This is a genomic window from Roseateles saccharophilus, assembly GCF_031458095.1.
Taxonomy (GTDB): domain Bacteria; phylum Pseudomonadota; class Gammaproteobacteria; order Burkholderiales; family Burkholderiaceae_C; genus Pelomonas; species Pelomonas saccharophila_A.
Window position 1 is genome coordinate 414141 of sequence record NZ_JAVDXU010000004.1, and the last position, 23903, is coordinate 438043.

General features: G+C 68.2%; 21 protein-coding genes and 1 pseudogene. 8 read left to right on the forward strand and 14 right to left on the reverse strand.

What is annotated here, in order from left to right; translation table 11 throughout:
• Positions 1–2 precede the first annotated feature (2 nt).
• Both acnB and J2X20_RS24545 read left to right on the forward strand, forming a co-directional pair.
• A complete protein-coding gene (acnB, locus tag J2X20_RS24540; RefSeq protein WP_310271012.1) occupies positions 3–2594 on the forward strand; it encodes a bifunctional aconitate hydratase 2/2-methylisocitrate dehydratase in 2592 nt (863 codons plus the stop codon).
• Between the two features lie 136 nt (positions 2595–2730).
• A complete protein-coding gene (locus tag J2X20_RS24545) occupies positions 2731–4530 on the forward strand; it encodes a DUF3592 domain-containing protein (RefSeq protein WP_310271015.1) in 1800 nt (599 codons plus the stop codon).
• Between the two features lie 4 nt (positions 4531–4534).
• On the opposite strand, the gene J2X20_RS24550 is transcribed toward J2X20_RS24545, so the two are convergent.
• The 8 genes from J2X20_RS24550 to sbcB form a co-directional block, all read right to left on the reverse strand.
• Positions 4535–5554, reverse strand: a complete 1020-nt coding sequence (locus tag J2X20_RS24550) for an ankyrin repeat domain-containing protein (RefSeq protein ID WP_310271018.1) — start codon at positions 5552–5554, stop codon at positions 4535–4537.
• Positions 5547–6110 (reverse strand): sigma-70 family RNA polymerase sigma factor, encoded by a 564-nt coding sequence (locus J2X20_RS24555; protein WP_310271020.1) that lies wholly within the window; start codon positions 6108–6110, stop codon positions 5547–5549. Before J2X20_RS24555 ends, J2X20_RS24550 begins: the two co-directional genes overlap by 8 nt.
• Before the next feature lie 23 nt (positions 6111–6133).
• Positions 6134–6991, reverse strand: coding sequence for a hypothetical protein (locus J2X20_RS24560; RefSeq protein ID WP_310271023.1), 858 nt, complete (start codon positions 6989–6991; stop codon positions 6134–6136).
• Positions 6992–7054: 63 nt separating this feature from the next.
• Positions 7055–7177 (reverse strand): hypothetical protein, encoded by a 123-nt coding sequence (locus tag J2X20_RS24565; protein WP_310271026.1) that lies wholly within the window; start codon positions 7175–7177, stop codon positions 7055–7057.
• Positions 7178–7221: 44 nt separating this feature from the next.
• On the reverse strand, positions 7222–7494 hold the full coding sequence (locus J2X20_RS24570; RefSeq protein ID WP_310271029.1) for a hypothetical protein: 273 nt from the start codon (positions 7492–7494) through the stop codon (positions 7222–7224).
• A gap of 393 nt (positions 7495–7887) precedes the next feature.
• Positions 7888–8829: a GGDEF domain-containing protein gene (locus J2X20_RS24575; RefSeq protein WP_310271032.1), complete on the reverse strand. Its 942-nt coding sequence runs from the start codon at positions 8827–8829 to the stop codon at positions 7888–7890.
• Positions 8830–8947: 118 nt separating this feature from the next.
• Positions 8948–10918 carry an MFS transporter gene (locus J2X20_RS24580; protein WP_310271036.1) on the reverse strand — a complete coding sequence of 657 codons (1971 nt, stop codon included), beginning with the start codon at positions 10916–10918 and terminating at the stop codon, positions 8948–8950.
• An 82-nt stretch (positions 10919–11000) separates the two neighbouring features.
• Entirely contained in the window at positions 11001–12446 is a 1446-nt protein-coding gene (gene sbcB, locus J2X20_RS24585; protein WP_310271038.1) for an exodeoxyribonuclease I, read from the reverse strand.
• A gap of 36 nt (positions 12447–12482) precedes the next feature.
• On the opposite strand from sbcB, the gene J2X20_RS24590 reads away from it, so the two are divergent.
• Positions 12483–13220, forward strand: coding sequence for a transporter (locus J2X20_RS24590; RefSeq protein WP_310271042.1), 738 nt, complete (start codon positions 12483–12485; stop codon positions 13218–13220).
• Here J2X20_RS24590 and J2X20_RS24595 read toward each other — a convergent pair.
• Entirely contained in the window at positions 13217–14350 is a 1134-nt protein-coding gene (locus tag J2X20_RS24595) for a beta-ketoacyl-ACP synthase III (RefSeq protein ID WP_310271044.1), read from the reverse strand. The genes J2X20_RS24590 and J2X20_RS24595 overlap by 4 nt on opposite strands.
• Positions 14351–14434: 84 nt before the next feature.
• Here J2X20_RS24595 and J2X20_RS24600 point away from each other — a divergent pair, with 84 nt between their 5' ends.
• On the forward strand, positions 14435–15742 hold the full coding sequence (locus tag J2X20_RS24600; RefSeq protein WP_310271047.1) for a DUF3422 family protein: 1308 nt from the start codon (positions 14435–14437) through the stop codon (positions 15740–15742).
• Here J2X20_RS24600 and J2X20_RS24605 read toward each other — a convergent pair.
• On the reverse strand, positions 15732–16490 hold the full coding sequence (locus tag J2X20_RS24605; RefSeq protein WP_310271050.1) for a DeoR/GlpR family DNA-binding transcription regulator: 759 nt from the start codon (positions 16488–16490) through the stop codon (positions 15732–15734). The genes J2X20_RS24600 and J2X20_RS24605 overlap by 11 nt on opposite strands.
• Positions 16491–16549: 59 nt before the next feature.
• Here J2X20_RS24605 and J2X20_RS24610 point away from each other — a divergent pair.
• The 4 genes and pseudogenes from J2X20_RS24610 to J2X20_RS24625 all read left to right on the forward strand — a co-directional run.
• A pseudogene (locus J2X20_RS24610) lies at positions 16550–17152 on the forward strand (NUDIX domain-containing protein); the annotation flags it as partial.
• Between the two features lie 577 nt (positions 17153–17729).
• Positions 17730–18707 carry a GMP reductase gene (locus J2X20_RS24615; RefSeq protein WP_310271052.1) on the forward strand — a complete coding sequence of 326 codons (978 nt, stop codon included), beginning with the start codon at positions 17730–17732 and terminating at the stop codon, positions 18705–18707.
• 190 nt (positions 18708–18897) lie between these two features.
• The gene (locus J2X20_RS24620; RefSeq protein ID WP_310271055.1) at positions 18898–19680 is read left to right on the forward strand and encodes a VPLPA-CTERM sorting domain-containing protein; all 783 of its coding nucleotides are present in this window, start codon (positions 18898–18900) and stop codon (positions 19678–19680) included.
• Between the two features lie 59 nt (positions 19681–19739).
• Positions 19740–21230 (forward strand): amidase, encoded by a 1491-nt coding sequence (locus J2X20_RS24625; RefSeq protein WP_310271058.1) that lies wholly within the window; start codon positions 19740–19742, stop codon positions 21228–21230.
• Here the strand turns inward: J2X20_RS24625 and J2X20_RS24630 are convergent.
• The 4 genes from J2X20_RS24630 to J2X20_RS24645 are packed head-to-tail and all read right to left on the reverse strand — an operon-like array spanning position 21227 to position 23754.
• Positions 21227–22303 carry a sensor histidine kinase gene (locus J2X20_RS24630; RefSeq protein ID WP_310271063.1) on the reverse strand — a complete coding sequence of 359 codons (1077 nt, stop codon included), beginning with the start codon at positions 22301–22303 and terminating at the stop codon, positions 21227–21229. The genes J2X20_RS24625 and J2X20_RS24630 overlap by 4 nt on opposite strands.
• Entirely contained in the window at positions 22300–23013 is a 714-nt protein-coding gene (locus J2X20_RS24635) for a response regulator transcription factor (RefSeq protein WP_310271066.1), read from the reverse strand. Before J2X20_RS24635 ends, J2X20_RS24630 begins: the two co-directional genes overlap by 4 nt.
• A gap of 7 nt (positions 23014–23020) precedes the next feature.
• Positions 23021–23308, reverse strand: a complete 288-nt coding sequence (locus J2X20_RS24640; RefSeq protein ID WP_310271069.1) for an ATP-binding protein — start codon at positions 23306–23308, stop codon at positions 23021–23023.
• On the reverse strand, positions 23308–23754 hold the full coding sequence (locus J2X20_RS24645) for a hypothetical protein (RefSeq protein WP_310271072.1): 447 nt from the start codon (positions 23752–23754) through the stop codon (positions 23308–23310). The genes J2X20_RS24640 and J2X20_RS24645 overlap by 1 nt, the downstream gene beginning before the upstream one ends.
• Positions 23755–23903: the final 149 nt, after the last annotated feature.

Below are 23903 nucleotides of genomic sequence, written 5' to 3' on the forward strand. Positions count from 1 at the left end.
CCATGCTGTCCGCTTACCGCCAACACGCCGCCGAACGCGCCGCTCTCGGCATTCCGCCCCTCGCCCTGGATGCCAAGCAGGTCGCGGAGCTGATCGAGCTGATCAAGGCCCCGCCGGCTGGTGAAGACGCCTTCCTGCTTGACCTGCTGACGCATCGCGTGCCCCCGGGCGTGGACGACGCCGCCAAGGTCAAGGCCAGCTTCCTGGCCGCCGTCGCCCACGGCGACATCACCGTCGGCCTGATCTCCAAGGCCAAGGCCACCGAGCTGCTGGGCACCATGGTGGGCGGCTACAACGTGCATCCGCTGATCGAGCTGCTGGACGACGCCGAAGTCGCTGGTGTCGCCGCTGCAGGCCTGAAGAAGACCCTGCTGATGTTCGACTACTTCAACGACGTCGCCGCCAAGGCCAAGGCCGGCAACGCCAAGGCGCAGGAAGTCATGAAGAGCTGGGCCGACGCCGAGTGGTTCACGACCCGCCCCGAAGTCGAGAAGAAGATCACCGTCACCGTCTTCAAGGTGCCCGGCGAGACCAACACCGACGACCTGTCGCCCGCCCCCGACGCCTGGAGCCGCCCGGACATCCCGCTGCACTACCTGGCCATGCTGAAGAACACCCGCTCCGACGCGGCCTTCAAGCCCGAGGAAGACGGCAAGCGCGGCCCGATGCAGTTCATCGAGGACCTGAAGAAGAAGGGCAACCTCGTGGCCTATGTCGGCGACGTCGTCGGCACCGGCTCCTCGCGCAAGTCCGCCACCAACTCCGTCATCTGGGCCACGGGCCAGGACATCCCCTTCGTGCCCAACAAGCGCTTCGGCGGCGTGACTCTGGGCGGCAAGATCGCCCCCATCTTCTTCAACACCCAGGAAGACTCCGGCTCCCTGCCGATCGAGGTCGACGTCAGCAAGCTGGAGATGGGTGATGTCATCGACGTGCTGCCCTATGACGGCAAGCTGGTGAAGAACGGCACAACCGTCGCCGAGTTCAAGCTCAAGAGCGATGTGCTGTTTGACGAAGTGCGCGCCGGCGGCCGCATCAACCTCATCATCGGCCGTTCACTGACCGCCAAGGCCCGCGAGTTCCTGGGCCTGCCCGCCTCCACGCTGTTCCGCCTGCCGTCGGCGCCTGCCGCGTCGACCAAGGGCTTCACGCTGGCCCAGAAGATGGTCGGCCGCGCCGTCGGCCTGCCCGAGGGCCAGGGCGTGCGCCCGGGCACTTATTGCGAGCCCAAGATGACGACGGTGGGTTCGCAGGACACCACCGGCCCCATGACGCGCGACGAGCTGAAGGACCTGGCCTGCCTGGGCTTCTCGGCTGACCTGGTCATGCAGTCCTTCTGCCATACGGCCGCCTACCCCAAGCCCGTGGACGTCAAGACCCACCGCGAGCTGCCCGCCTTCATCAGCAACCGCGGCGGCGTGGCCCTGCGCCCGGGCGACGGCGTCATCCACAGCTGGCTGAACCGCCTGCTGCTGCCCGACACGGTCGGCACCGGCGGCGACTCGCACACCCGCTTCCCCATCGGCATCTCCTTCCCGGCCGGTTCCGGCCTGGTGGCCTTCGGCGCCGCCACCGGCGTGATGCCGCTGGACATGCCCGAGTCGGTGCTGGTGCGCTTCAAGGGCGAGATGCAGCCCGGCGTGACGCTGCGCGACCTCGTGCATGCCATCCCGCTGTACGCCATCAAGGCCGGCCTGCTGACCGTCGCCAAGGCCGGCAAGAAGAACGTGTTCTCGGGCCGCATCCTCGAGATCGAAGGCCTGCCGGACCTCAAGGTCGAGCAAGCCTTCGAGCTGTCCGACGCCTCCGCCGAGCGCTCGGCCGCCGGCTGCACGATCAAGCTGAACCCCGCGCCGATCAAGGAATACCTCACCAGCAACGTCGTGCTGATGAAGAACATGATCGCCGATGGCTATGCCGACGCGAAGACGCTGCAGCGCCGCATCGAGAAGGTCGAGGCCTGGCTGGCCAAGCCGGAGCTGCTGGAAGCCGACAAGGACGCCGAATACGCCGCCGTCATCGAGATCGACCTGGCCGACATCAAGGAGCCCATCCTCTGCTGCCCCAACGATCCGGATGACGCCAAGACCCTGTCCGAAGTGGCCGGCACCAAGATCGATGAAGCCTTCATCGGTTCGTGCATGACCAACATCGGCCACTTCCGCGCCGCAGCCAAGCTGCTGGGCGGCCAGCGCGACATCCCGGTCAAGCTGTGGGTGGCCCCGCCGACCAAGATGGACCAGAGCGAGCTGATCAAGGAAGGCCACTACGCCGCTTTCGGCACGGCCGGTGCACGCACCGAAATGCCGGGCTGCAGCCTGTGCATGGGCAACCAGGCCCAGGTGCGCGAAGGCGCGACCGTCGTGTCCACCTCCACCCGCAACTTCCCCAACCGCCTGGGCAAGAACACCAATGTGTTCCTCGCTTCGGCCGAACTGGCCGCGATCGCGTCCAAGCTGGGCAAGATCCCGACGGTGGCCGAGTATCACGAGGCCATGGGCATCATCAACAAGGACACGGCCAGCGTCTACAAGTACCTGAACTTCGACCAGATCGAGGAGTACGCCGACACTGCCAAGGCCGTGACGGCCTGAGCCTGAAGGCTTCACGACCAGCCCGCCGTGCGCAAGCCCGGCGGGCTTTTTCATTGGCCGGTCAGCGCGCGTCGCAGCACCGCGACTGTCATCGATTTGTCATGCAGTCGCAGGTGCCCGCCCCTATGCTGCCCGCATGAATAACAAGAACAACAAGAATGAAATGGGAAGGGTGGGCGCACGTGTCGGGGGACTGCTGGTCTCGGTGCTGTTCGCCGTCGGGTTCGGCTGGGTGGGCCTCAACGCCCTGGGGTCGCTGACCGCCATGCTCCACACGGCCTGGATGGCCAGGTCGTGGCAGGCAGTACCTGCCGAAGTGCTGGAAAGCCGCCTCCTCACGTCATCCGACAGCGAAAGCACCACCTTTGCCGTCCACGCGCGCTATCGCTACGAATGGGCGGGTCGCTCGCACGAATCGACTCGCATCGGGCTGGATGGCAACGCGGGCAGCGACAACATCGATGATTGGCATCAAGCCTGGGACACACGTCTGCGCGCAGCACGCGAGGGCAATTCGCCCATCCGGGCCTGGGTGGACCCGCTGCACCCCGATCGGGCCGTGCTCGACCGGCAGCTGCGGTGGCGCAAGGTCTTGTTCATGCTGCCCTTCGCCGTCTTGTTCCCGCTGGTGGCCATCGCAGCGTCCTTTGGCGCGTGGTCGAGCCTGCGGCGCGCGGAGCCAACGATGGCACCGTCGCTCACGGGGGCGCGGCATGTTCCACAGCACTTCGTCGTCGGCCGCTGGCTGTTCGCCATCATGTTCTGCGTGCTGGCATTCGCGGCCGTCGGCATGGCTTCCGGACCGTCCGCACCTGGCTGGGTGTGGCTGATTGCGGGCCTGTTCGTGCTCGTTGGGCTGACACTGCTGTGGGCGGCCGTGCAGGGAACGCGCCGAGCCTGGACCTATCGCGGCTCGTTCGTCAGCTTCCAGCCTTCACAGCCCCGATCCGGCGCGGCATTCCTCGCGTCCTGGACCCTGCCGCCGCGCGCCTCCAACCCATGGGCTGAACTGGCCACCATTCAACTGCGGGTCGCCCAATACCGCATCGATGACAGCGGCTCCAGCACCTCCGAGCGGCTGGCGGAACACTTCACACAGGACGCCCGGCCGCTGCACCACCCCGACGGCGGCCTGAGTCTGCAGGCTCGCTTCGAACTACCGTCCGACGCGCCGAGCCAGGGCGCGCGACGCTCGGGAGAAAAGGTGGACTGGCGCCTCGAATGGCTGGATGAGAAGGACAACATCCAGATGGCGGTGCCCATTCCGATCCACTCCGCCATGGCCATCGAAGACTCGGCAGGCGACCGCCTCTCGCGGGACGCGCAGCCGCTCAATCGCGACATCCCGCCCGCCGCATCGGAGGACGCCATTCCTTCGGTGCCGGCGGGAGTGCAGATGCTCGAGCGGCCGGATGCTCTGGTGCTTGACTTCGGCCGGGCCAGGTGGCGAAGCCTCGGAATCCTCGCGGTGATCGGATGGGTCGTTGCCTTCGTAGGCTCGTCGCTGGCGCTGGAAGTGCCACTGCTGGCACTGAGCCTGTACGCCCTCTCGCGGCGCTGGACGCTGGAGGTGAGGGACGACGGCATGGTGCTGGAGCGTGTCTCCTGGCTGTGGCGGCGACGCGCCGACCTGCCCGCCTCCTGCCTGCCCGGCCTGTACCACCGCCAGCTGCCCGGCAATCAAAGCGCGGCGCCTTCGTATGTGCTGTGGGCTCGTGGCATCGACCGCGGCAGCGATCTCCAGCTCACGCCGGGCCTGCGCGGCAGCGGCGCGATCCAGGTCGCGCAGATGTTGCGCTGGGCCCTGGCGCAACGCGGTGGCCGCTTCAGCCCCGGCATGCTGCGCAACGTGCCGGCCCCGCTGTCGAGGCCGGGCTGGGGCTGGCTGCTCTGCCTGCTCTGGCTGGCGCTCAGGCTGTCAGGCCTGGTCGGCTGATCGCTCAGCGCAGGCGTTCGGCCAGTTCGCCATGGTTCCGGGTCTGGGCGTGGTCCGCGGCCGTCCAGCCTTGAGCGTCGCGGTCTGGCTTGCGGGCGCCCGCGGCGAGCAGCAAGTCCACCAGCTCGCTCGAGCCGGTCCGTGCAGCCAGCATCAGCGGCGTGCGGCCCTGAGCATCGCGGCCATGGACCGAGGCACCGGATTGCAGGGCCGAGCGCGCCGCTGCCAAGTCAACCCGATGGATGGCATCCAGCAAGTCGGCATTGGCGGCCGCGTCGGAAGCAGCGAGGCTCTGCGTCATCGGCGCCGCAGCACGGGCCCGAGCCCCGCTGACAACGACCTCGGTCCGGGCCAGCCTGTCGGCCTGGTTGGACGCTTCGGCGACGGCCTTGGGTGACGGAGGTGCAGCCGCCACGGGTGCGGCGGGGGGCGATGGTGCGGGCATCGCGACTGCCGCAGGTGGGGGTGCTGCGGCGATGACGGGCGCGGCGGGTCGCGTCTCCGCCATCGCGGGCGGCTCAGGCACCGCCGCCTTCCTCGCATCGCTCTCGCGGAACGCCCGCGGCGGCGTCGCATCCGCAACCACTGTTTCAGCCGGCCGTTGGGCACGCGGCCTGGCGGGGCTGACCTTGGCCGCCGCACGCGGCGCTTCGGCTGCGGCCGCCGGTGGGGCCTCGACGACCGGAGCGTCGGCCTGGGCCACCACGACGGCGGGCGTCGATGCAGGCGCGGCGGCGGCCAGCCGCGGATCGGCCTCCGGTCGCGGCTCGGCGGGCCGCCCCTTCAAGACCAGCGCGGCCCCCAACACCAGCCCCATCACCAGAACACCCAGGGCATAGGGCTGCCAGCGCCAGGCCAGGCTGGTGTCGGAGACCGGAACGGCCGCTGCCACTTGCGGCCGCGGCAAGGCCGCCATCAACCGGGCACGGCGCTGCTCGCGGCCTGCGTCGCCGTCACCGAGGAGAGCTTGCGCGTACGCAGCCTCGTCCGCGTCCTTGGGCGGGATGGGATCGAACTCAGCCATCGCGCCACTCGCTGAGTCGATGCCGCAGCGCCTCGCGTGCATAGCGCAGGCGGGTCTTGGCGGTTTCCTGATGGGCCTGGGTCACGTCGGCAATCTCGGCGAGGCTGAGTTCGACCACGGTGAAGAGCAAGAATGCCTCCCGCTGCTCGACGGACAGGCGCAGCAGACCACTCTCGACGGCCTGCACAAGACGTTTGGACACCAATTGCTGCTCGGGGCCATGGTCGGCCGAGGCGAGCAGGTCCGGGTCGGCCTCGTCGTCGGCCTGGGGTGGACGGGCGCGCAGATGGTCCAGCACCCGGTTGCGCAGCACGGTGTAGAGCCAGGTCGAGAACCTGGCCTTGGCGGGCGAGAAGCTGGCGGCCTTGGCCGCAACGGCCAGCCAGCCTTCCTGGTGCAGGTCTTCCACCGTCGCGCGATCCGTCGGATGCAACATCTGGCGGATGAAGGCGAAGGTCTTGCGATCGTGGCGGCGGTACAGACGGTCGAACGCCCCCATGTCGCCGCGCAGATAGCTGGCGATGAGCTCTTCATCGACGGGTTCACTGTCGGCCATGCGGCGCGGATGCTACCCCGGCCTCACCAGCGCGGCGGCGGGTCGGGCACATAGCCGCCGCTGTTGGGGAAGGAGCGCGGCAGCTGCGCCATGGGCCGCGGCATGATGCCCGCCGCCATCAGATTGGCCTGGCTGTCGTAGTGGATCTCCAGCAGCTGCTCGGGCTGGGAGGTGCGGCGCTGGAAGCCGGTGTGGGCCATGGGCGACCACTCGGAGGCGCCGTGCCCCGTGCCCAGCTTGGCGCGCGCTGAAGCCTCGGCCTCAGCCCGGCCCATGCTTTCACGCGCCGGTGCTGCGGCATCCGCCGCTGCTCCGTTGAGGCGGCTCAGCAGGCTGGGCGCGGCGGGCGCGGTGGACGATACGACCGGAGGCTCGTACACCACCGGCGGAGGCGGCACATAGACCTCGCGGAATACCGCCGCGCCGATCACCCCGACATTGGCCGGCCGGCCCGTGCGCGCCGCATACGAGTCGCCCAGGGACGTGAACTCGAAGGCCGCGATGCGCTCGTCGCTCTTGCGCCAGCCGGTGATGTCATGGCTCTCCCCCGGGCTCAGCACATAGCCCGACTGGTTGAAGGCCGCCGTGTCGCCAGTGATGGCATTGACACCGTCCACCGACAACACCACCAGCACACGCTCGCCGCTGCGGTTGCTGAGCCGGATGGCATAGCGCGAGCCGGGTGTGCCGGGGCTGTAGCGGCGGCCGCGGCTGGGGTATTGGGCCAGCACGGCGCCGCTGTCGCGGTCGACCAGCTGCATGTCCAGCAGGGGCAATTGCTGCACGGCAGCCGCGCAACCGGCATGCAGGCCGGTCAGGCCGGTGAGCGCGGCCAGTTGCAGCAGGGCGGTACGGCGGCGCAGAGGGCGAGCTGAACTCATGGCGGATCCTTCGCAAAGGGGTGACCTCTGCTTCTACGGAGCCGCCCAGAAAACGGGGTGAAATCAGGCGCGCTCTGCCCGCCAGCCGCTGTAACGACGTGTCAGCCGCTTGCTGCGCAGCTGGTCGGCGATCAGCGTCCACAGTGGCCAGGCCTGCTGCTGCGCGATGTCTTCAGAGCCGGACAAAGAAAAAGCGGCCTGAGGCCGCTTGTACCGGGGAAACGGGCCACTCAGGCCTTGATGTCGAGCAAAGCGCCCGTCGTGTTGATCTGCGTCTGCAGCACCTTCAGATTGGCCACATAGGCGTAGGCGGCGGACTGCTGCTCGACGATCTCGTTAGCCGGATTGATCTCGCGCTCGGGCACCTTGTCGACATTGGTCGGCTCGTCATTGGGCCGGCTCTGGTTGGTCGCGGCGAGGTTGGCGATATTGGCCGACGATGCGCGCAGCCGCTCGTTCGCGGACGAGATGCCAGTCAGGGCGGAGGACAGGGCGACGTTCATCGGGATTCAGTCAGTGGGCGCTTGGGCCGTACATCGGCAACGCCTGGCTGAACTTTAGAACAAAAGGCGAAAAACCCCGCATTTCCGGGGTTCGCCACGTGGCCAAGCGTGCAGTTGTTCCGGGCCGAGCGCTGGGCCTGCCACGGGCCAGAGGCCCATTGGCCTTCCGCAGGCACAAGCAGTCCGCAGGGACTGCTTGTGTCCGACTCCAGTTCGCCGAGCCGGCCCAATTGGGCGATGTGCTTGCGGCCCGACGCCGCAAGCGTCGCCGTCCCCTCGGGGGCTGAGGCCGGACACATGGCGCCCATTGGGCGGCATGTGCCTGCCGAAGCTCTGCGGCCACTGGCCGCAGAGCGGTCCCGGTCAAGGTCTCCTTGAACGAGGGGCTTCGGGTCAGCCCGCCAACTCTTCGTAGCCGCCGGCCGAAACAAAGACCCGCACGCTGTCGCCGCCGGCCGCCTTGGCCTCGGTACAGGCCAGCGCCGCGCCGCCCAGTACGGCGTCCACCGTGCCCAGGGTCGGCTGGATCTGCACGACGCCCAGCGACGCCTTCACGCGGGTACGGTGCAGGCCCCAGCGCAGCCGGTAGCTGGCGACGGCGGAACGCACCTTCTCGGCAATGATCTGGGCGTAGTGCTGGTCGCAGTCGGGCAGCAGGATGGCGAAATGGTCTTCCTCCAGGCGCGCGACGAGGTCCGACGCACGCACCTTGCCGATCAGCATCTGGCCCAGGCCGTAGAGAAAATGGTCGCCCACCTCGGCGCCCATGTCTTTGATGACCTCGCCGAACTTGTCCACGTCCAGCCACAGCACCGAGACCGGCTCGTTGCGGCGGCTGCCAACATGCTCGCCGAGGCGACGCTCGAACTCGCGGCGATTGGCCAGTTCGGTGATGGCGTCGTGCTTGGCGGTCCAGGTGGGTTGCAGCCGCAAGGCACGGGCGGCGCTCACGTCCTCGACGATCCAGAGCGCCTCCCCGGCCGGGGCATCCCAGTGCACCGGCGTGGCCTGCAGCCGGCCCCAGAAGCGGTGGCCGTCGCGCTTGACGTATTCGATCTCCTCGTCCAGCGGCCGGCCGGCGGCAAAGGCGGCGGCGGCGCGCTCGTGCAGGGCCGTGTGGGCCATGTCCGTCGTGTGCACGGCCCGCGTGCCCTGGCCGGCGAGGTCGGTGTCGTCACCAAAGCCGAACAGATGGTTGAACTCCTCGCTGACCACCTCGAAGCGCTGGCCGGACACGAAGGCGGCGGCGGTGGGCGCGCGCACCAGCAGGGCACGCAGGCGGGCGGAGGTGGTGTCCTCGGTCGAGGCGGGCGTGACGGGCGTAGCGCTGCTCATGGAGTCTCCGAGTCGATCTTCTAGGCCCGACTATCGCAGGACTGAAGCCTTTCGGCCATGACGCACATCACGCCGCCGGACCCCGTAGCCGCGCCACGACAAAGCCCGCCCTGCCCCCCTAGTGGGCCGCCTCGGTCGAGGTCGCTGGCGGCGGCGCTTGCGGAGCGCCCAGGCCCATGCTGGCGTTGGGCCGGGCGTCATGGCCGCGCTTCCATTGCCGCATCGTGTCGACGGCCACCGAGCGGCGGATGTAGCGATGCCAGATGAAGCCGAGATCGAAGATCAGGATGGCCAACCACCACAGGTAGAGGAAGGCCGCGCCGGCGAGCAGAACGGGCCAGGCGGGAGGTGGCGGCGTGGCCCCCGGGCCGCTGCCCAGCAGCCGCGAAACGACGATGAAGGCGATCACGGCGGTACCGGCACCCACCAGGCAGCGTCGCCCCCAGTTGGGCTTGCGTGGCAGCAGCCAGCCGCTCAGCGCGATCAGCGCCGCGGCAGCGACCAGGGCCAGCTTGCCCGCCAATGTGGAATCGCTGATCGGCATGGCCAAAAGGGCAGTGAGCGGGCCGCCCAGGTAGTCCGCCGGCCCCTTGGGCAGCCAGTGGAAGAAGGGTGCGGCGCCGGCCAGGAAGGCGAGCGCTGCCGCCAGATGCCAGCGCAGGCCGCCGGTATGCACGAGGCGGGGCAGCCGGGCGGCCGCGGTGATGCCCATCAGCAAGCCGCTCATCAGCAGGATCTGCAAGGGCAGCCGGTCAAACTTCGCGTCCGCCTCGGTGACGCCCTCGTAGAGCAGGAAGACCGCGGCGATGTGCAGCAGGAAGCTCGCCACATAGGGGATGGCCAGGCCCACCCGGTCGACGAGCCAGCTGCTGGTCGGGACCTTGGCCTGCACATCCTTCTCGGGCAGCACCACGTCGTCGATGAAATGGCCGAACACCTCGGCATCGTTCCAGTAGTCGTTGTGGGCCTTGCCCGGCAGCCAGTAGCGGCTGAAGCCGTAGTCGTGCTCGCTGCCGAACTCGAAGGCCTCGCAGCCCTTGTCCTTCAGGAAGCCCATGGCCGAATCGAGCTTGAAGCCGATGGGGTCACCAAGGTCGTAGTAGTTGCGCCACTTGATCTGCTGCTCCAGCGTCAGGCGCGGCGCCTGGCTGTCGCCAAACACAACCTGCCCGTTGGCCAGACCGGACTTCAGATCGAGGTCCTGCCAGAGCGCCGGCCACAGCACGATGTGCTTGTCGATGGGCGAGCCTATCGTCATATAGCCGCGAACAAAGCGTATCCAGCCGTCGTCGACGGGCGGGCCGGATGGCTTGTCGGGGTCGATGACGGACTTGCCCGACAAGGCCTGCAACAGGCCGAGGAAGCTGATGACCGTGCCCTCACTGTGGGCCACGATGTAGATCTCGGGATCGCAGCCCGGGCAAGCCTCCCGGAAGGTCGCCACGACCTGTTCCAGCGCGCTGTGAAAGCGATGCAGGATCTTGTCGCGGTAGTAGGGGAAGTCGGTGACAAGCTGCACGTCGCCCACGTAGTCGCGCAGCAGCGGGGCCAGTTCGAACTTGAAGATGCCCATGCGGGCCAGCACGGCCAGCAGGCTCTCCAGCACGCCTACGGTCTCGACGATTTCGTCGACGACGCCCGTGCCGAGCTGGAAGTCCTCCGTCTTCAGATGGCCGTTGGGCACATCGCGACGGTATTGCGACTCGGCGCGGCTGACCACCGTGTGGCCCCAGGCCTTGGTCTCCTCCAGCGTGTCATTGGCCTTGACGACCTGGCCGGGGATGTCGGCCCAGTAGATCTCGGCGAAGCCGATGCGCGACAGGACGTCGTGAGGCTTGGCATCCAGGCGGCTGATGCGGACCGCCGCCGCCGAGCCGAGGTTGAAATAGCCCAGCGGCATGACCGGCAGCGGCGGGCAGGCCCTGTCGCCGAAACGCCGCGCCACCGAACGGATGGTGTCGCTGCGCAGCTGGCTGCCGATGCCGTGGATGGCGAGGATGATCTTGTCCATCGGCGGACGCCCCTGGCTGGCGCTCACGATGGACTCGGCCGTGGCGGTTTGCTGGGCAGCTTGGGATGCGTCCGTCATGGGAACTCTCCTTGCGGAAGTTCCCACATGGTGCCGTCAAGCCGCCCCGGGCGGCTTCACCAACTCTGAGGAGAACCCGGCCTCAGGGCGCGATCTGCTCCGCGTAGTCGTACAGGGCCGACAGGATCTCCTCGCCGCGCTCGTCCGCCGTTTCGCCGAGCTGGTCGATGCGCTCCATGAAGGCCGACAGCGTCTGCGCACCGCCCTCGCCTTCATGCAGCCTGGCGGCCAGATGCGTCTGCCAGCGCTCGGCCTCGTCCGCAGACAGGCTGGCCGGGAAATTGCGCGCCCGCCAGCGGAACACCAGCTCGTCCAGCCGCCCGTCCTGGAAGGCCAGCTTGCCCTGAGCAGCGCGTTCGGCCAACTGCTCGGGCGGCGTCGTGCGTACGCGGTTCAGCGCGCGACGGTCCTCGTTGCCGATGAAGCCGCCGTAGAGGTCCTCGTCGACGTCGGCCGGTGCAAAGGGCTCGCGCTGGAAGACGTCCAGCCACAGGCCGTCGAGCAGGCGGCCCTTCTCGGCCAGCAGCTTGGCGTTGGCGAGCTGGGCTTCGACGTCATGGCCCCAGCGCTCGGCCTGGGCCGCGCTGAGCGTCTTCAGATTGCCGATGACGATGGGGCTCTTGTTGACGTGGATGGTCTTGATCGGCAGGCGCGTGACGCCTTCGGGCAGGGCCTCCTGCTTGCTGAACATGCGCTCGCGGATGCTGGCGGCGTTCAGCGACAGCAGCTCCTCGGGCGAGGCCGAGCAGTCCCAGACGATGAGTTCGTTCTTGTTGGTCGGATGCGGTGCCAGCGGCCAGACCATGGCGATGCAGCCGCGCTCGGGGCCATACATGCCTGAGATGTGCAGGAAGGGCTTGCCCTGAGATTGGGCATTCGCGATCTCGTCCCACACCGCCTGCTTGCTGCGCAGCTTGACGCAGAAGTCCCACAGCTTGGGCTGGGCGTCGCGCAGCTTGCGCGCCAGCGCGACGGTGGCGCGCACGTCGGACAGCGCATCGTGGGCGGCCTCATGCGCAACGCCGTTGGCGATGGTCAGGTGCTCGAGCTTGAAGCTGGGGCGGCCATCCTCGTGCCTGGGCCACTCCATGCCATCGGGCCGCAGCGCATAGGCGCAGCGCACCACGTCCAGCAGATCCCAGCGGCCGCAGCCGTTCTGCCATTCGCGGCCGTAGGGATCGATGAGATTGCGCCAGAACAGATGCCGCGTGACCTCGTCGTCGAAGCGGATGCTGTTGTAGCCCACGCCTATGGTGTTGGGCGTGGCCAGCACGGTCTCGATGGCGGCGGCGAATTCATGCTCGGGAACGCCCTTCTGCAGGCAGTGCTGGGGCAGGATGCCGGTCAGCAGGCAGGACTCGGGGTCGGGCAGGTAGTCGGGCGCCGGCTGGCAATACAGCATCAGCGGCTCGCCGATCTCGTTGAGCTCGGCATCGGTGCGCAGGCCGGCGAACTGGGCGGGCCGGTCCCGGCGCGGCACGCGGCCGAAGGTCTCGTAGTCGTGCCAGAAAAATGAAAGGGAAGACATGGCCGCCACGATAGCTCAGCCGCTAGAGTGGCCCGCATGAGACTTGCCCTGCTGCTGCTGGCCGCGTGCACCGTCGCCCACGCCGACGACGCCATCTCGCCCGACCGGCCCGATTTCACCAACGGCCCCGACGTGATGGCGGCCGGCCGCTTCCAGATCGAGACCAGCGGCGCCTGGCAGCGCGATGCCTCCTCACGCCTGCGGGCCACACCGACCCTGCTGCGGCTGGGCATGGGCCATGACCTGGAGCTGAGACTGGACAGCGACGGTGCGCTGCGCCAGCGCAACCCGGACGCCAGCGGCCGCGGCGACCTGGGCCTGGGCTTCAAATGGCAGCTGCAGGACGGCGACGAGGGCAAGCCCGGCCTGGGCTGGCTGTTCGAGATGAAGACGCCGACCGGCAGCGGGCCCTTCAAGGGCCATGGCCTGCGGCCGGGCCTGAGCTTCCTGGCCCAGTGGGAACTGCCGGGCGGATATTCGCTCGGCACCATGGCCGGCGCCTTCGTCGACCGCAATGACGCCGACCAGCGCTACACGGCGGCCCTGATGTCGGCCAGCTTCGGCATCCCGCTGGGCGAGAAGCTGCATGGCTTTGCCGAGATCGCCGGCCAGCAGATCGCGTCGGCACGCAATGGCGGCAACGTCGTCACCGCGGGCACGGGCCTGGCCTGGCAGGTAAGCAACGACGCCCAATTGGACGCTGCCGTCTTCCGCGGCCTCAACCACCACACGCCCGACCGAGCGTGGACGGTTGGCCTGTCGCTGCGCTTCTAGCGCTTCTTCACGACGACGCTGCCGATGGAATAGCCGGCGCCGAAGGAGCAGATCACGCCCGCCTCGCCGGCCTTGAGGTCGGCGCGATGCTCGTGGAAGGCGATGATGGAGCCGGCCGAGGCGGTGTTGGCGTATTCGTTCAGGATCAGCGGCGCGACATCGTCGCCGGCATCGGCGCCGACCAGCTTCTTGATGACGAGCTGGTTCATGCCCTGGTTGGCCTGGTGCAGCCAGTAGCGGCGCATCTGCGTCGGCTCCAGGCCCAGCTTGTGCAGATGGGCCTCGATATGGGCGGCGGCCATGGGCACGACTTCCTTGAAGACCTTGCGGCCCTCCTGGTAGAAGGTCAGGTCGCGGTCGCTGGGATCGCGGTCCTCGGCGCGGTTCATGAAGCCGAAGTTGTTGCGGATATTGCTGCTGAACTGCGTGGCGAGCTGGGTGCCCAGGATCTCCCATTGGTCCGGCCCCGTGGCATCTTCCGCGCGCTCGATGATGAGGGCCGTGCAGACGTCGCCGAAGATGAAATGGCAGTCGCGGTCGCGCCATTCCAGGTGGGCCGAGGTGATCTCGGGGTTGACGACCAGCACGCACTTGGATGCACCCGAGCGCACCGCGTTGAAGGCCTGTTCCAGCGCGAAGGTGGCCGAGGAGCAGGCCACATTCATGTCGAAGCCATAGCCGCCGGCACCCAGGGCCTGCTGGATCTCGACCGCCATGGCCGGGTAGGCGCGCTGCATATTGGCGCTGGAGCACAGCACGGCGTCGATGTCGGCGCCGGTCTTGCCGGCCTGCTCGAGGGCCTGTTTGGCGGCCACCACGGCGATCTCGGCCATCAGCGACAGCTGGTCGTCGCCCCTCGGCGTGAAGCGCGGGTACATGCGGGTCGGGTCCAGCACGCCGTCCTTGTCGATGACATAGCGCTGCTTGATGCCCGAGGCTTTCTCGATGAACTCGACGCTGGAATGTGTCAGCGCTGCGCGCTCGCCGGCCGCGATGGCCGCGGCGTGCTCGGCGTTCTGCAGGTCGGCATAGGCATTGAAGGCCTCGACCAGCTCGGCATTGGTGATGACATGGGGCGGGCGGTAGATGCCGGTGCCGGAAATGACGACGGGCGGGAATGAAGCTTGCATGAGGAGGACGCCCTGCTGATGTACGAAGCCTGAAATTTTATCGAGCCATGCTGGTGCGCCGTCTAAGCACTAGCCTGGGGACCCATGCACGAAGACAGCCTACTCCCTCCCGACGACGCCCTGCGCCTGGCCCTGCACAACGAGGTGCATGCCCGGCCGCCGGCGCGCATCCGCCTGCCGGCCGTCATCGTGCACATCGCCGTGCTGAACGACGGAATCAGCCGCGCCGACGAGCATGCCCATCTGCGCCAGCTGCCCGGCCAGCACGAACTGGCCCTGGAGGCGCTGAACGCCAACTTCCTGCGGCTGCGCTGCGGCGAGTTCTCGCTGAAATGGGAGCACCATGCCGAGTTCACGCGCTATTCGGTCGTTCAGCCCCTGCCGGCCGATGCCGAAGCCAGCGCCCAGACCCTGGACGCCCTGCCGCTGCGCGTCGCGCCCGACTGGCTGGGCCGCATCCCGGGGCGCACCTTTGCGGCCATCAAGCTGGTCATGATCGAGAGGCCGCTGACCTTTGCACCCGCCGCCCTCAACGAAGCCCGGGCCTGGTTCGGGGCGCATGCCGTTGTCGCCTCCACCATGGGCGGGCATTCCCTGGTGGTGACGGACTTCTGCCTGCGTGCCACCGGCTTCGAGCACATCGTCGTGCTGGCCGAGCCCGGCACGCCCGAGACCCGCGCCGGGCGCATCTGCCAGCGCCTGCTGGAGCTGGAGACCTACCGCCTGATGGCCCTGCGCGGCCTGCCCGCCGCCAAATCACTGGGCGGCACCCTGGCCGAGGTGGAGGCCACGCTGGCCACCATCACCGCCCGGCTGGAGACGCGCGGCGCGTCCGAGGCCGAGCTGCTGGACGACCTGATCTCCACCGCCGCCCGCATCGAGCATGCGACGGCCTCGCACCAATACCGCTTTGCCGCCACCCAGGCCTACCAGGCCATCGTCGAGCAGCGCATCGCCGAGCTGCACGAGGGCAAGGTGGCCGGCACGCAGTCGCTGGGCGAGTTCATGCAGCGGCGGCTGTCTCCTGCCATGGGCACCGTCAATGCAACGGCCCAGCGCTTGAGCAGCCTGTCGCAGCGCATCTCACGCGCCAGCGCCCTGCTGCGCACGCGCGTGGACATCGCCACCGAGGCGCAAAACCAGCAGTTATTGGCCCAGCTCAACAGCGGCCAGCGCACCCAGCTGCGCATGCAGGCCACCGTCGAGGGCCTGTCCATCGCGGCCATCACCTACTACGTCGTCAGCCTGCTGCTGTACTTCTTCAAGGCGCTGAAGGCCGAAGGCTGGCTGCCCGTGCAACCCGAACTGGCGGCGGGAGCGGCCATTCCCGTCGTGCTGCTGGCCGTCTGGCAGACCACGCGGCGTATCCACCGCAAATTCTTCAGCCACTGATCTGCACGTCCAGCCCCGGCAGCCGCAACGCATCGAGCTGGGCCGGGTCGGCCTGCGGCGTGACGATGAGTGTGGAAAGGGCAGAAAGCGGCGCGACCCGATAGGGCGAGACCTTGCCCAGCTTGTCGCTGCTGGCCATCAGCACCGTCTCGGCGGCGCTGGCCATCAGCAGCGCCTTGACCTGGGCCTCCTCGGCGTCGCCGGTGGACAGGCCAAAGCCGGCCTCCACGCCTGTCACGCCGAGGAAATAGCAATCCGCCCGCAGCGACTGGATGGCCTGGGCCACGCCCGCGCCGACGGCCACGCCGGAATGCTTGAACAGGCGCCCGCCCAGCGTCAGCACCTCCACCGTCGGGTGTTCGATCAGGGCCGCTGCGATGACGGGGCTGTGGGTCGCCACCGTCGCGCGCAGCGTGGCCGGCAGCTGCTGGACCAGGGCCAGGGTGCTGGTGCCGCCGTCGACAAAGACGAGCTGGCCCTCGGCAATCAGCGCCGCTGCGTGGCGACCCAGAGCCTGCTTCTCATCGACGGCAATCGCACTGCGTCGCGCCAGATTGGCCAGGGCCGGCGACATCGGCAGCGCACCGCCATGCACGCGCTGCAGGGCGCCGCGGGCGGACAGCTCACGCAGGTCGCGGCGGATGGTGTCCTCTGACACCTGCAGGCGCTCGGCCAGTTCGCGCGCCAGCACGCGCCCCGTCAGCCGTAGTTCTTCCAGGATGGCCAGATGGCGTTGCTCGGTCAGCATCGTGGGATTGCATGGTTTTGCGCGATTGTGCATGATTAATTTGCAAACCAGGAAAAACCATGCAAGACCAGCCCCATTCACGCATCGCCGACCTGCCCCTGCCCGAACGCGTGCGCGTTCGGCAGGAGCGCCTGCTGTCCGACAACTGGTACACGCTGAAGACCACCCGCTTCGAATTCCTGCGCAGCGATGGCCAGTGGCAGACCCAGGACCGCGAGACCTATGACCGCGGCAACGGCGCCTGCATCCTGCTCTACCAGCGCGAGCGCCGCCGTGTGCTGCTGACGCGGCAGTTCCGTTATCCGGTGTTCGTGAATGGCTGGCAGCAATTGATGGTCGAGGTCGTGGCCGGGCTGCTGGACGAGGCCGATCCGGTCAGCTGCATCCGCGCCGAAGCCGAGCAGGAAGCGGGCGTGAAGCTTCGCGCGGTTCAGCCGCTGTTCGAGGCTTATATGAGCCCGGGCTCGGTGACCGAGAAGCTGCATTTCTTCGCCGCCGAGTACGAGGACAGCGACCTCGTCGGCGCCGGCGGCGGCCTGGTCGACGAAGGCGAGGACATCGCTCGCTTCGAGCTGGATTTCGACGCAGCCATGCGCCACGTGGAAGCCGGGGAGATCGTCGATGCGAAAACGATCATGCTGCTGCGCTGGGCCGAACGCCATGTGTTCGGGCCGTCGCCCAAGCCGGGGCCACTGCTGGTCTTCATCGCCGGCCCCTACCGCAGTGGCACCGGGGACCGCGAGGATCTCATCGCCGCCAATGTGAAGGCCATGCAGGACGCCGCTGCGCAGGTCGCAGCCCTGGGCCATGTGCCCGTGCTGGGCGAGTGGGTCACCCTGCCCCTCATCGAAGCGTCGGGCGGCCAGCGCGGTGATGCGGTCTGGGACCGTTACTTCCATCCTCACGCCCAGGCCCTGCTGGAGCGCTGCGACCTTTTGCTGCGCATCGGCGGGAATCCGGACGGAGCCGACGCCATGGTCAAGGCCGCGTTGGCGCGCGGTCTGGGGATTCACTACGGCCTTGCCTCTTTGACCGCGCCAACTGCGTAGAATCAATCACCGGGCCCAAATTTTGTCTTCGGCCCGGCGCGCCGCGCCTTGACTTCGCAAGCGAAGTCAGCCTGCGACGCGACGGCCTCCCGGCCGTCGAGGGCGCCCAGCCCTCATGCCGAAGCAAGTCAAGCGCTCGCAGCCCAGGTCGCGCACTGCCAAACGCGCGCCGCAACTGTGAACTTGAATCATGGAAATCTTCGACTACGACAACATCCTGCTGCTGCCGCGCAAATGCCGCGTGGACAGCCGCTCCGACTGCGACACCTCCGTGCAGTTCGGCCCGCACCGCTTCAAGCTGCCGGTCGTGCCCGCCAACATGAAGACCGTGGTGGATGAGCCCATCACCGAGCTGCTGGCCCGCGAGGGCTACTTCTACGTGATGCACCGCTTCGACCTCGACAGCCTGGCCTATGCCAAGGACATGCGCGACAAGGGCCTGCTGGTCAGCTTGAGCGTCGGCGTCAAGCCGGCCGACTACGAGCTGGTCGACAAGCTGGCGGCTGAAGGCGTTGGCGCCGACTACCTGACCATCGACATCGCCCACGGCCATGCCGAAAGCGTGCAGCGCATGATTGCCCACATCAAGCAAAAGCTGCCCGAGACCTTCGTCATCGCCGGCAATGTCGGCACGCCCGAGGGCGTCATCGACCTGGAGAATTGGGGTGCGGACGCGACCAAGGTCGGCGTCGGCCCGGGCAAGGTCTGCATCACGCGGCTGAAAACGGGTTTCGGCACCGGTGGCTGGCAGCTGTCGGCGCTGAAGTGGTGCTCGCGCGTGGCCACCAAGCCCATCGTGGCCGACGGTGGCATCCGCCACCACGGCGACATCGCCAAGAGCGTGCGCTTCGGCGCGTCCATGGTCATGGTCGGCTCGCTGTTTGCCGGCCACGAGGAGTCGCCCGGCACGACGGTCGAAGTCGATGGCAAGCTCTACAAGGAGTACTACGGTTCGGCGTCCGACTTCAACAAGGGCGAGTACCGCCATGTCGAAGGCAAGCGCATCCTGGAGCCGGTCAAGGGCAAGTTCGCCGACACGCTGCGCGAGATGCAGGAAGACCTGCAGAGCTCGATCTCGTATGCGGGTGGGACGCAACTGGCGGATCTGAAGAAGGTCAACTACGTCATCCTGGGTGGTGAAAACGCCGGCGAGCATCTGTTCATGTAGCAAACAGGTGATGGCTCGGCGTTTCGGCGTAGTCCTTGAGGGCGCAGCCAGAATGCGGGCGTCTAGAGTTGGCAGGCGGACCTTGAGCACCCCTCATCGGGTAAGCGCGCCCCAGAATCCTGGGACGCTCTCCCACCGTCTTTTCCATTCCCCGTAAAGTGCGCCGCACTCAACAACAAGGGAGGAAATGATGGGAATCCATCGTCAACTGGCCACGGGTCTGGCTGCAGCGGTTCTGTCGGCAGCCGCCGGCCATGCCGCCGCGGCCACGGCAACTGCTGCCATCAGCACCATCCACTTCACGGTGGTTGATCTCGACCCGAACGACGGCATTGCGGCGGGAATCACCTTCACCAATTTCGGTGGCGCCGGCATTGATACGCAAACAAAGGGCATCAATGGGCCGAATCCCGATTGGATGTGGCGCCTGACCTCCATGGGGTCGGGCCTCGGTCCGGTGACGTCGCAGACCGGCAGTTCCTTTGCCTCGGGCACTCTCTTCGCGGGCGATGTCCTCGGCTCGGGTGTTGCTGCCTCGACCAGCGCTCAGGCATGGGGCGACAGCAACTCTGCGCGGGGCTCGGTGCAAATCTTCAACGTGAATTTCGTGCTGGCACCCCATACGCAGTTGCTGCTGCTCGCCGATGCAAGTGTTGCCAGTGGCGGCGCGGCGGGGGAATCCGCACGGGCTGACGTTGGCATCTCATTGCAGACCGCTGACTTCTCCATCTATCGTTCTGCCCAGCAAGTCGCTTGGCTCAACTCGCTGGGCGTGACTCAGATTGACGGCACGAGTCAACTCCTGGTCAGTCTCTCCAACGAGTCGGCGCAAGACCAGCTGATGGGAACTGCATACGCATACTCCTTCTCGTTGGTCCAAGGGGTGGCCACTGCCGTGCCCGAGCCGGCCTCCGCCGGCCTCTTGCTGGCCGGGCTGGTGGGCCTGGGCACACTGCGCCGCCACCGGCGCTGACAATCCGCGCCCATGTGCTCCCGGCCGGCGTGACGCCGGCCCCTCAGCCCAGGGCTCGCATGGACTTCATCACCTACCGTCGCCATGACGCCACCTCGCTCGCCGCGGAAGTGGCGGCGGGCCGAGTCGACGCCCAAACCCTGCTCGGCTTGGCCCTGACTCGACTGGCCGAAGTCCAACCCCGCCTCAACCCTGTCTGCCGGCTGATGGAAGCCGACGCCCGCGCCCAACTGGCGCGCGGAGTCGGCAACGGTCCACTGGCCGGCGTGCCCACCCTCATCAAGGACGTGGCCGAGGACTATGCCGGCCAGCCCACCAGCTGGGGCAGCCGCGCCCTCGCCTCGTTGCCGCCTGCGCGCGAGCATGCCCATATGGTGCAGCGCTTGCTCGACGCCGGCCTGGTCATCTTTGGCAAGACCAATGCGCCCGAGCTGGGGCTCAAGGGCGTCACCGACCCGCTGGCCTTTGGCCGCAGCAGCAATCCCTGGGATGCCAAGCGCACGCCGGGCGGCAGCAGTGGCGGTTCGGCGGCAGCCGTCGCGGCGGGCGTCGTGCCCCTGGCTGCCGGCAATGACGGCGGTGGCTCCATCCGCATCCCGGCGGCCTGTTGCGGCCTGGTCGGGCTCAAACCCTCGCGCGGCCGCGTGTCGGTCGGCCCGGGTCAGGGTGAGATCTGGTTTGGGGCCTGCAGCGAAGGGGTCATCTCGCGCAGTGTGCGTGACACGGCCCTGGCGCTCGACATCCTCAGCGGTCCTGAGCCCGGCGACGCCATCGCCCTGCCCTCACCGGCCACGCCCTTCGTCGACCAGATGCGCGTACCGCTGCGGCGGCTGCGCATTGCATGGTGCGCCGACTCGCCGATCGGCGAACCCATGCACGACGAGGCCCGTCTGGCTATGGAGCGTAGCGTCGCGCTGCTGGAGGGCCTGGGCCATGTTGTCGAGCCGGCGAGCCCGGATATCGATGGCCGCGCCCTGGCCAACAGCTTTCTGCACATCTACTTCGGCCAGGTGCCGGCCGCGCTGAGCCGGGCTGTCGCCCAGGGTGGCCGCGAGGCCGATTTCGAGCCGCTGACCCGCCTCATCGCCACGCTGGGCCGCGCCACCAGCGCCGAGCGCTTGACGTTGGAGCTGCTGCGCTGGAACGACTACGCCAGAAGCCTCGCTGCCCTGCATGCGCGCTACGACCTCTACCTGACGCCGACGCTTGCCTCGCCGCCCGTGCTGCATGGCACCGGCGACCCGCCGCCGCTGCAGCTCGCCGTACTGGGCGCACTGCGCGCCTCGGGCCTGCTGGGCCTGCTCAAGCGCGCCGGCCTGCTGGACGGTGTCGTGCAGCAGATGGCCACCGACAGCCTGCGCCACGTGCCCTTCACCCAGCTCGCCAACCTGACCGGCACGCCGGCCATCTCGCTGCCCCTGCACTGGACCCGCGATGGCTTGCCCTTGGGCGTGCAGTTCGTCGCCGCGCCGGGCGAGGACGGGCTGCTGCTGCAACTGGCCGCCGAGCTGGAAGCCGCACGGCCCTGGTTCGATCGCGTGCCGGTTTAAGCGAAGCGCACCGAGGCCTCGAAACCCGGCTCCGCATTGCGCAGTTCCAGCCGCCCGCCATGGGCTTCGGCGACGAGCCGGCACAGGCACAGGCCCAGGCCAATGCCGCCGCCATGGCGGGTGCGCGCCTCGTCCGGCCGGTAGAAGGGCTGGCCCAGTTGAGGCAGGGATTCGGGCGGCACGCCCGGGCCGAAGTCGCGCACCGTCAGGCGCACGCCCGAGCCTTCGCGGGCCAGGCTGAGCTGCACGGCACCACGGGCCGCGTCGTTGTGGCGCAGCGCGTTCTGAACGAGGTTGCGCAGGCAGAGCTGCACGCGCAGCCGGTCGATCTGCACCACCGGCAGATCGGGCTCGACATGCAGCTCCAGGCCGGGCTGCGCCTGCTCGCGAGCCAGCGCCGCCAGATCGCAGTCGGACAGCTGCAGCGCGCTATGCCCGCTGCCCAGGCGCTCGCTCTCCAGCAGGGCCGTGATGAGGTCGCGCATCTGCGCCAGCTCGCCCAGCAGCGCATCGCGCGATTCGCCCTCGCCCACCAACTCGGCATGCAGGCGCGCCCGCGTCAGCGGGCTGCGCAGCTCGTGGCTGATGGCCAGCAGCAAGGCGCGCTTGCCGTCCAGCATGGCCTGGATGTCGGCGGCCATCTGATTGAAGCGAACGGCCAGGTCGCCGATCTCGTCGCCATGGATGACGGGCACCCGATGCGAGAACTCGCCGCGGCGGAAGGCCTCCGCACCGATGGCCAAGGCATGCAGGGGCCAGACCATGTGGCGGATCATGCCGAAGGCAAAGCCGGTCACCAGCAGCAGGGCCGGCACGGCCCACAGCAGGCCGTAGGGACTGCCCATGCAGGCCCACAGGATGACGCTGCTCGTGCAGGCCAGCAGGATGAAGATGGCGATCAGCCGCGCGCCCAGCGAGTGCTTGAAGCGCTTGTGCTGGTGGTGCCAACGCTGGTGCCAGCGATGCCGCACACGCCAGCGGTACTCCCAGTCGCGGCCCATGCGCCGGGCCCGTTTGGCCTTCTTGCGATCCCAGCGCTCGCGCCAGCGGTGGTCATAGGGATGCTGCTTCATGCCTGCTTCTCGGGCAACGCAAAGCAGTAGCCGGCATTGCGCAGCGTCTTCAGCGCCGCCAGCGGCTCGAGCTTGCGGCGCAGGCGGCTGACGAGGATGTCGACCGCGCGGGTGAACAGCTCGGCCTCCTGGCCGCGCAGGCGGTTCAGGATGTCGTCGCGCGAGAACACCTTGCCCGGCTCGCGGGCCAGCATCAGTAGCAGCTCGTACTCGGTGCCGGTCAGCTCGACCAGGCCGCTCGAGCACCTGACCTCGCGGCGCGTGGTGTCGATCTCCAGGCCCTCGAAGCAGAGCTTGCTCGCGACCTGGGCGACTGCCGACGCGGCCAGCGGCGCAAAGCGCGTGCGGCGCAGGATGGTCTGCAGCCGCGCGGCCAGCTCACGCGGCTCGAAGGGCTTGGGCAGGTAGTCGTCGGCGCCCAGTTCCAGGCCGACGACGCGGTCGGTCAGGTCGCCACGCGCCGTCAGCATCAGGATGGGCATGTCGCGCCAGGCGTCGTTGCTAGCGCGCAGACGCTTGCAGAACTCGAAGCCGTCCATCTCGGGCAGCATGCCGTCGAGGATCAGCGCATCGAAGCGCTCGGCCGCCAGCCGCTCCAGCGCGGCACTGGGGCGAGTCACCGCTTCGAGCTGGAGGTCGAAGCGGGCCAGGTATTGGGTCAGCGGCCCGGCGAGGGCCTCATCGTCGTCAATCAGCAGCAGTCGGTGCATAAGGGGACTATTTGACCCGCACCAGGGTGATGGCTTTCTCGGGACAAGCGCTGACGCAATGACCGCAGGCTTCGCAGGCGGCGGCATTGGGCGTGAAGGCCTGCTCCCAGCCGTGGGCCATGCCCCTGAGCTTGCCGAACAGGCTCAGGTCCTGGCGCTGCTCCGGCGCCAGCTTGCCCAGGGTGAAGACATTGAAGGGGCAGACGGCCACGCAGTCGCCCTTGCCCTCGCAGCGGTTGCGGTCGATGTGGGGGACGAAGCGGCCGCGCGGCTGCTTGCCGCAGTGGACGTCCATCACGAGTTCGCGGCATCGCCGTGGCGGCGCGAATGGCTGAAGCGCCGCATCATGAAGCGCAGCACCTGGCGCTGCTCGGTGTCCAGCGAGTCGAAGAACTCGGCAAAGCTGCCGATGAGGCCGGGGCCGGCGGCGCGCACGGCGTCGAGCTTGGCGTCCAGCAACTGCTGGGCCGACTCGCGCGGGAACTGCTCGCCGGCGATCAGGCCGACCAACTCGGGGCCACGCGCCATCCCCTTCATGGCGTCGCGCTGGTTCTGGATCTGCTCGATCCAGGCGGCGAAGCGGCGCTGCTGCTCGCTGTCCAGGTCCAGCTTGGCGCCGACTCGGGCCATGAGGAGGTGGGCAAAGCCATCAGCGTGAGGGCCGAAATGATGGCCGCGATGGCCGTGGCCAAAGTGGTGGTGGAACTCGTGGTGGGCGTGCCAGCGACGAAAAAAGTTCATGGTGTGCTCCGGGGGCGCTCGAGGCCCGTGGTTGGGATGGCACTGATGTTTCCCGTTGGCGCCTGCCAGCGCATCTCGACGCGGTATCGCCTTTTTTCGTTTTGTTTCGTCGGCGGCCCTCGCTAGCACGGCTGGCCGACGGCCCGCTC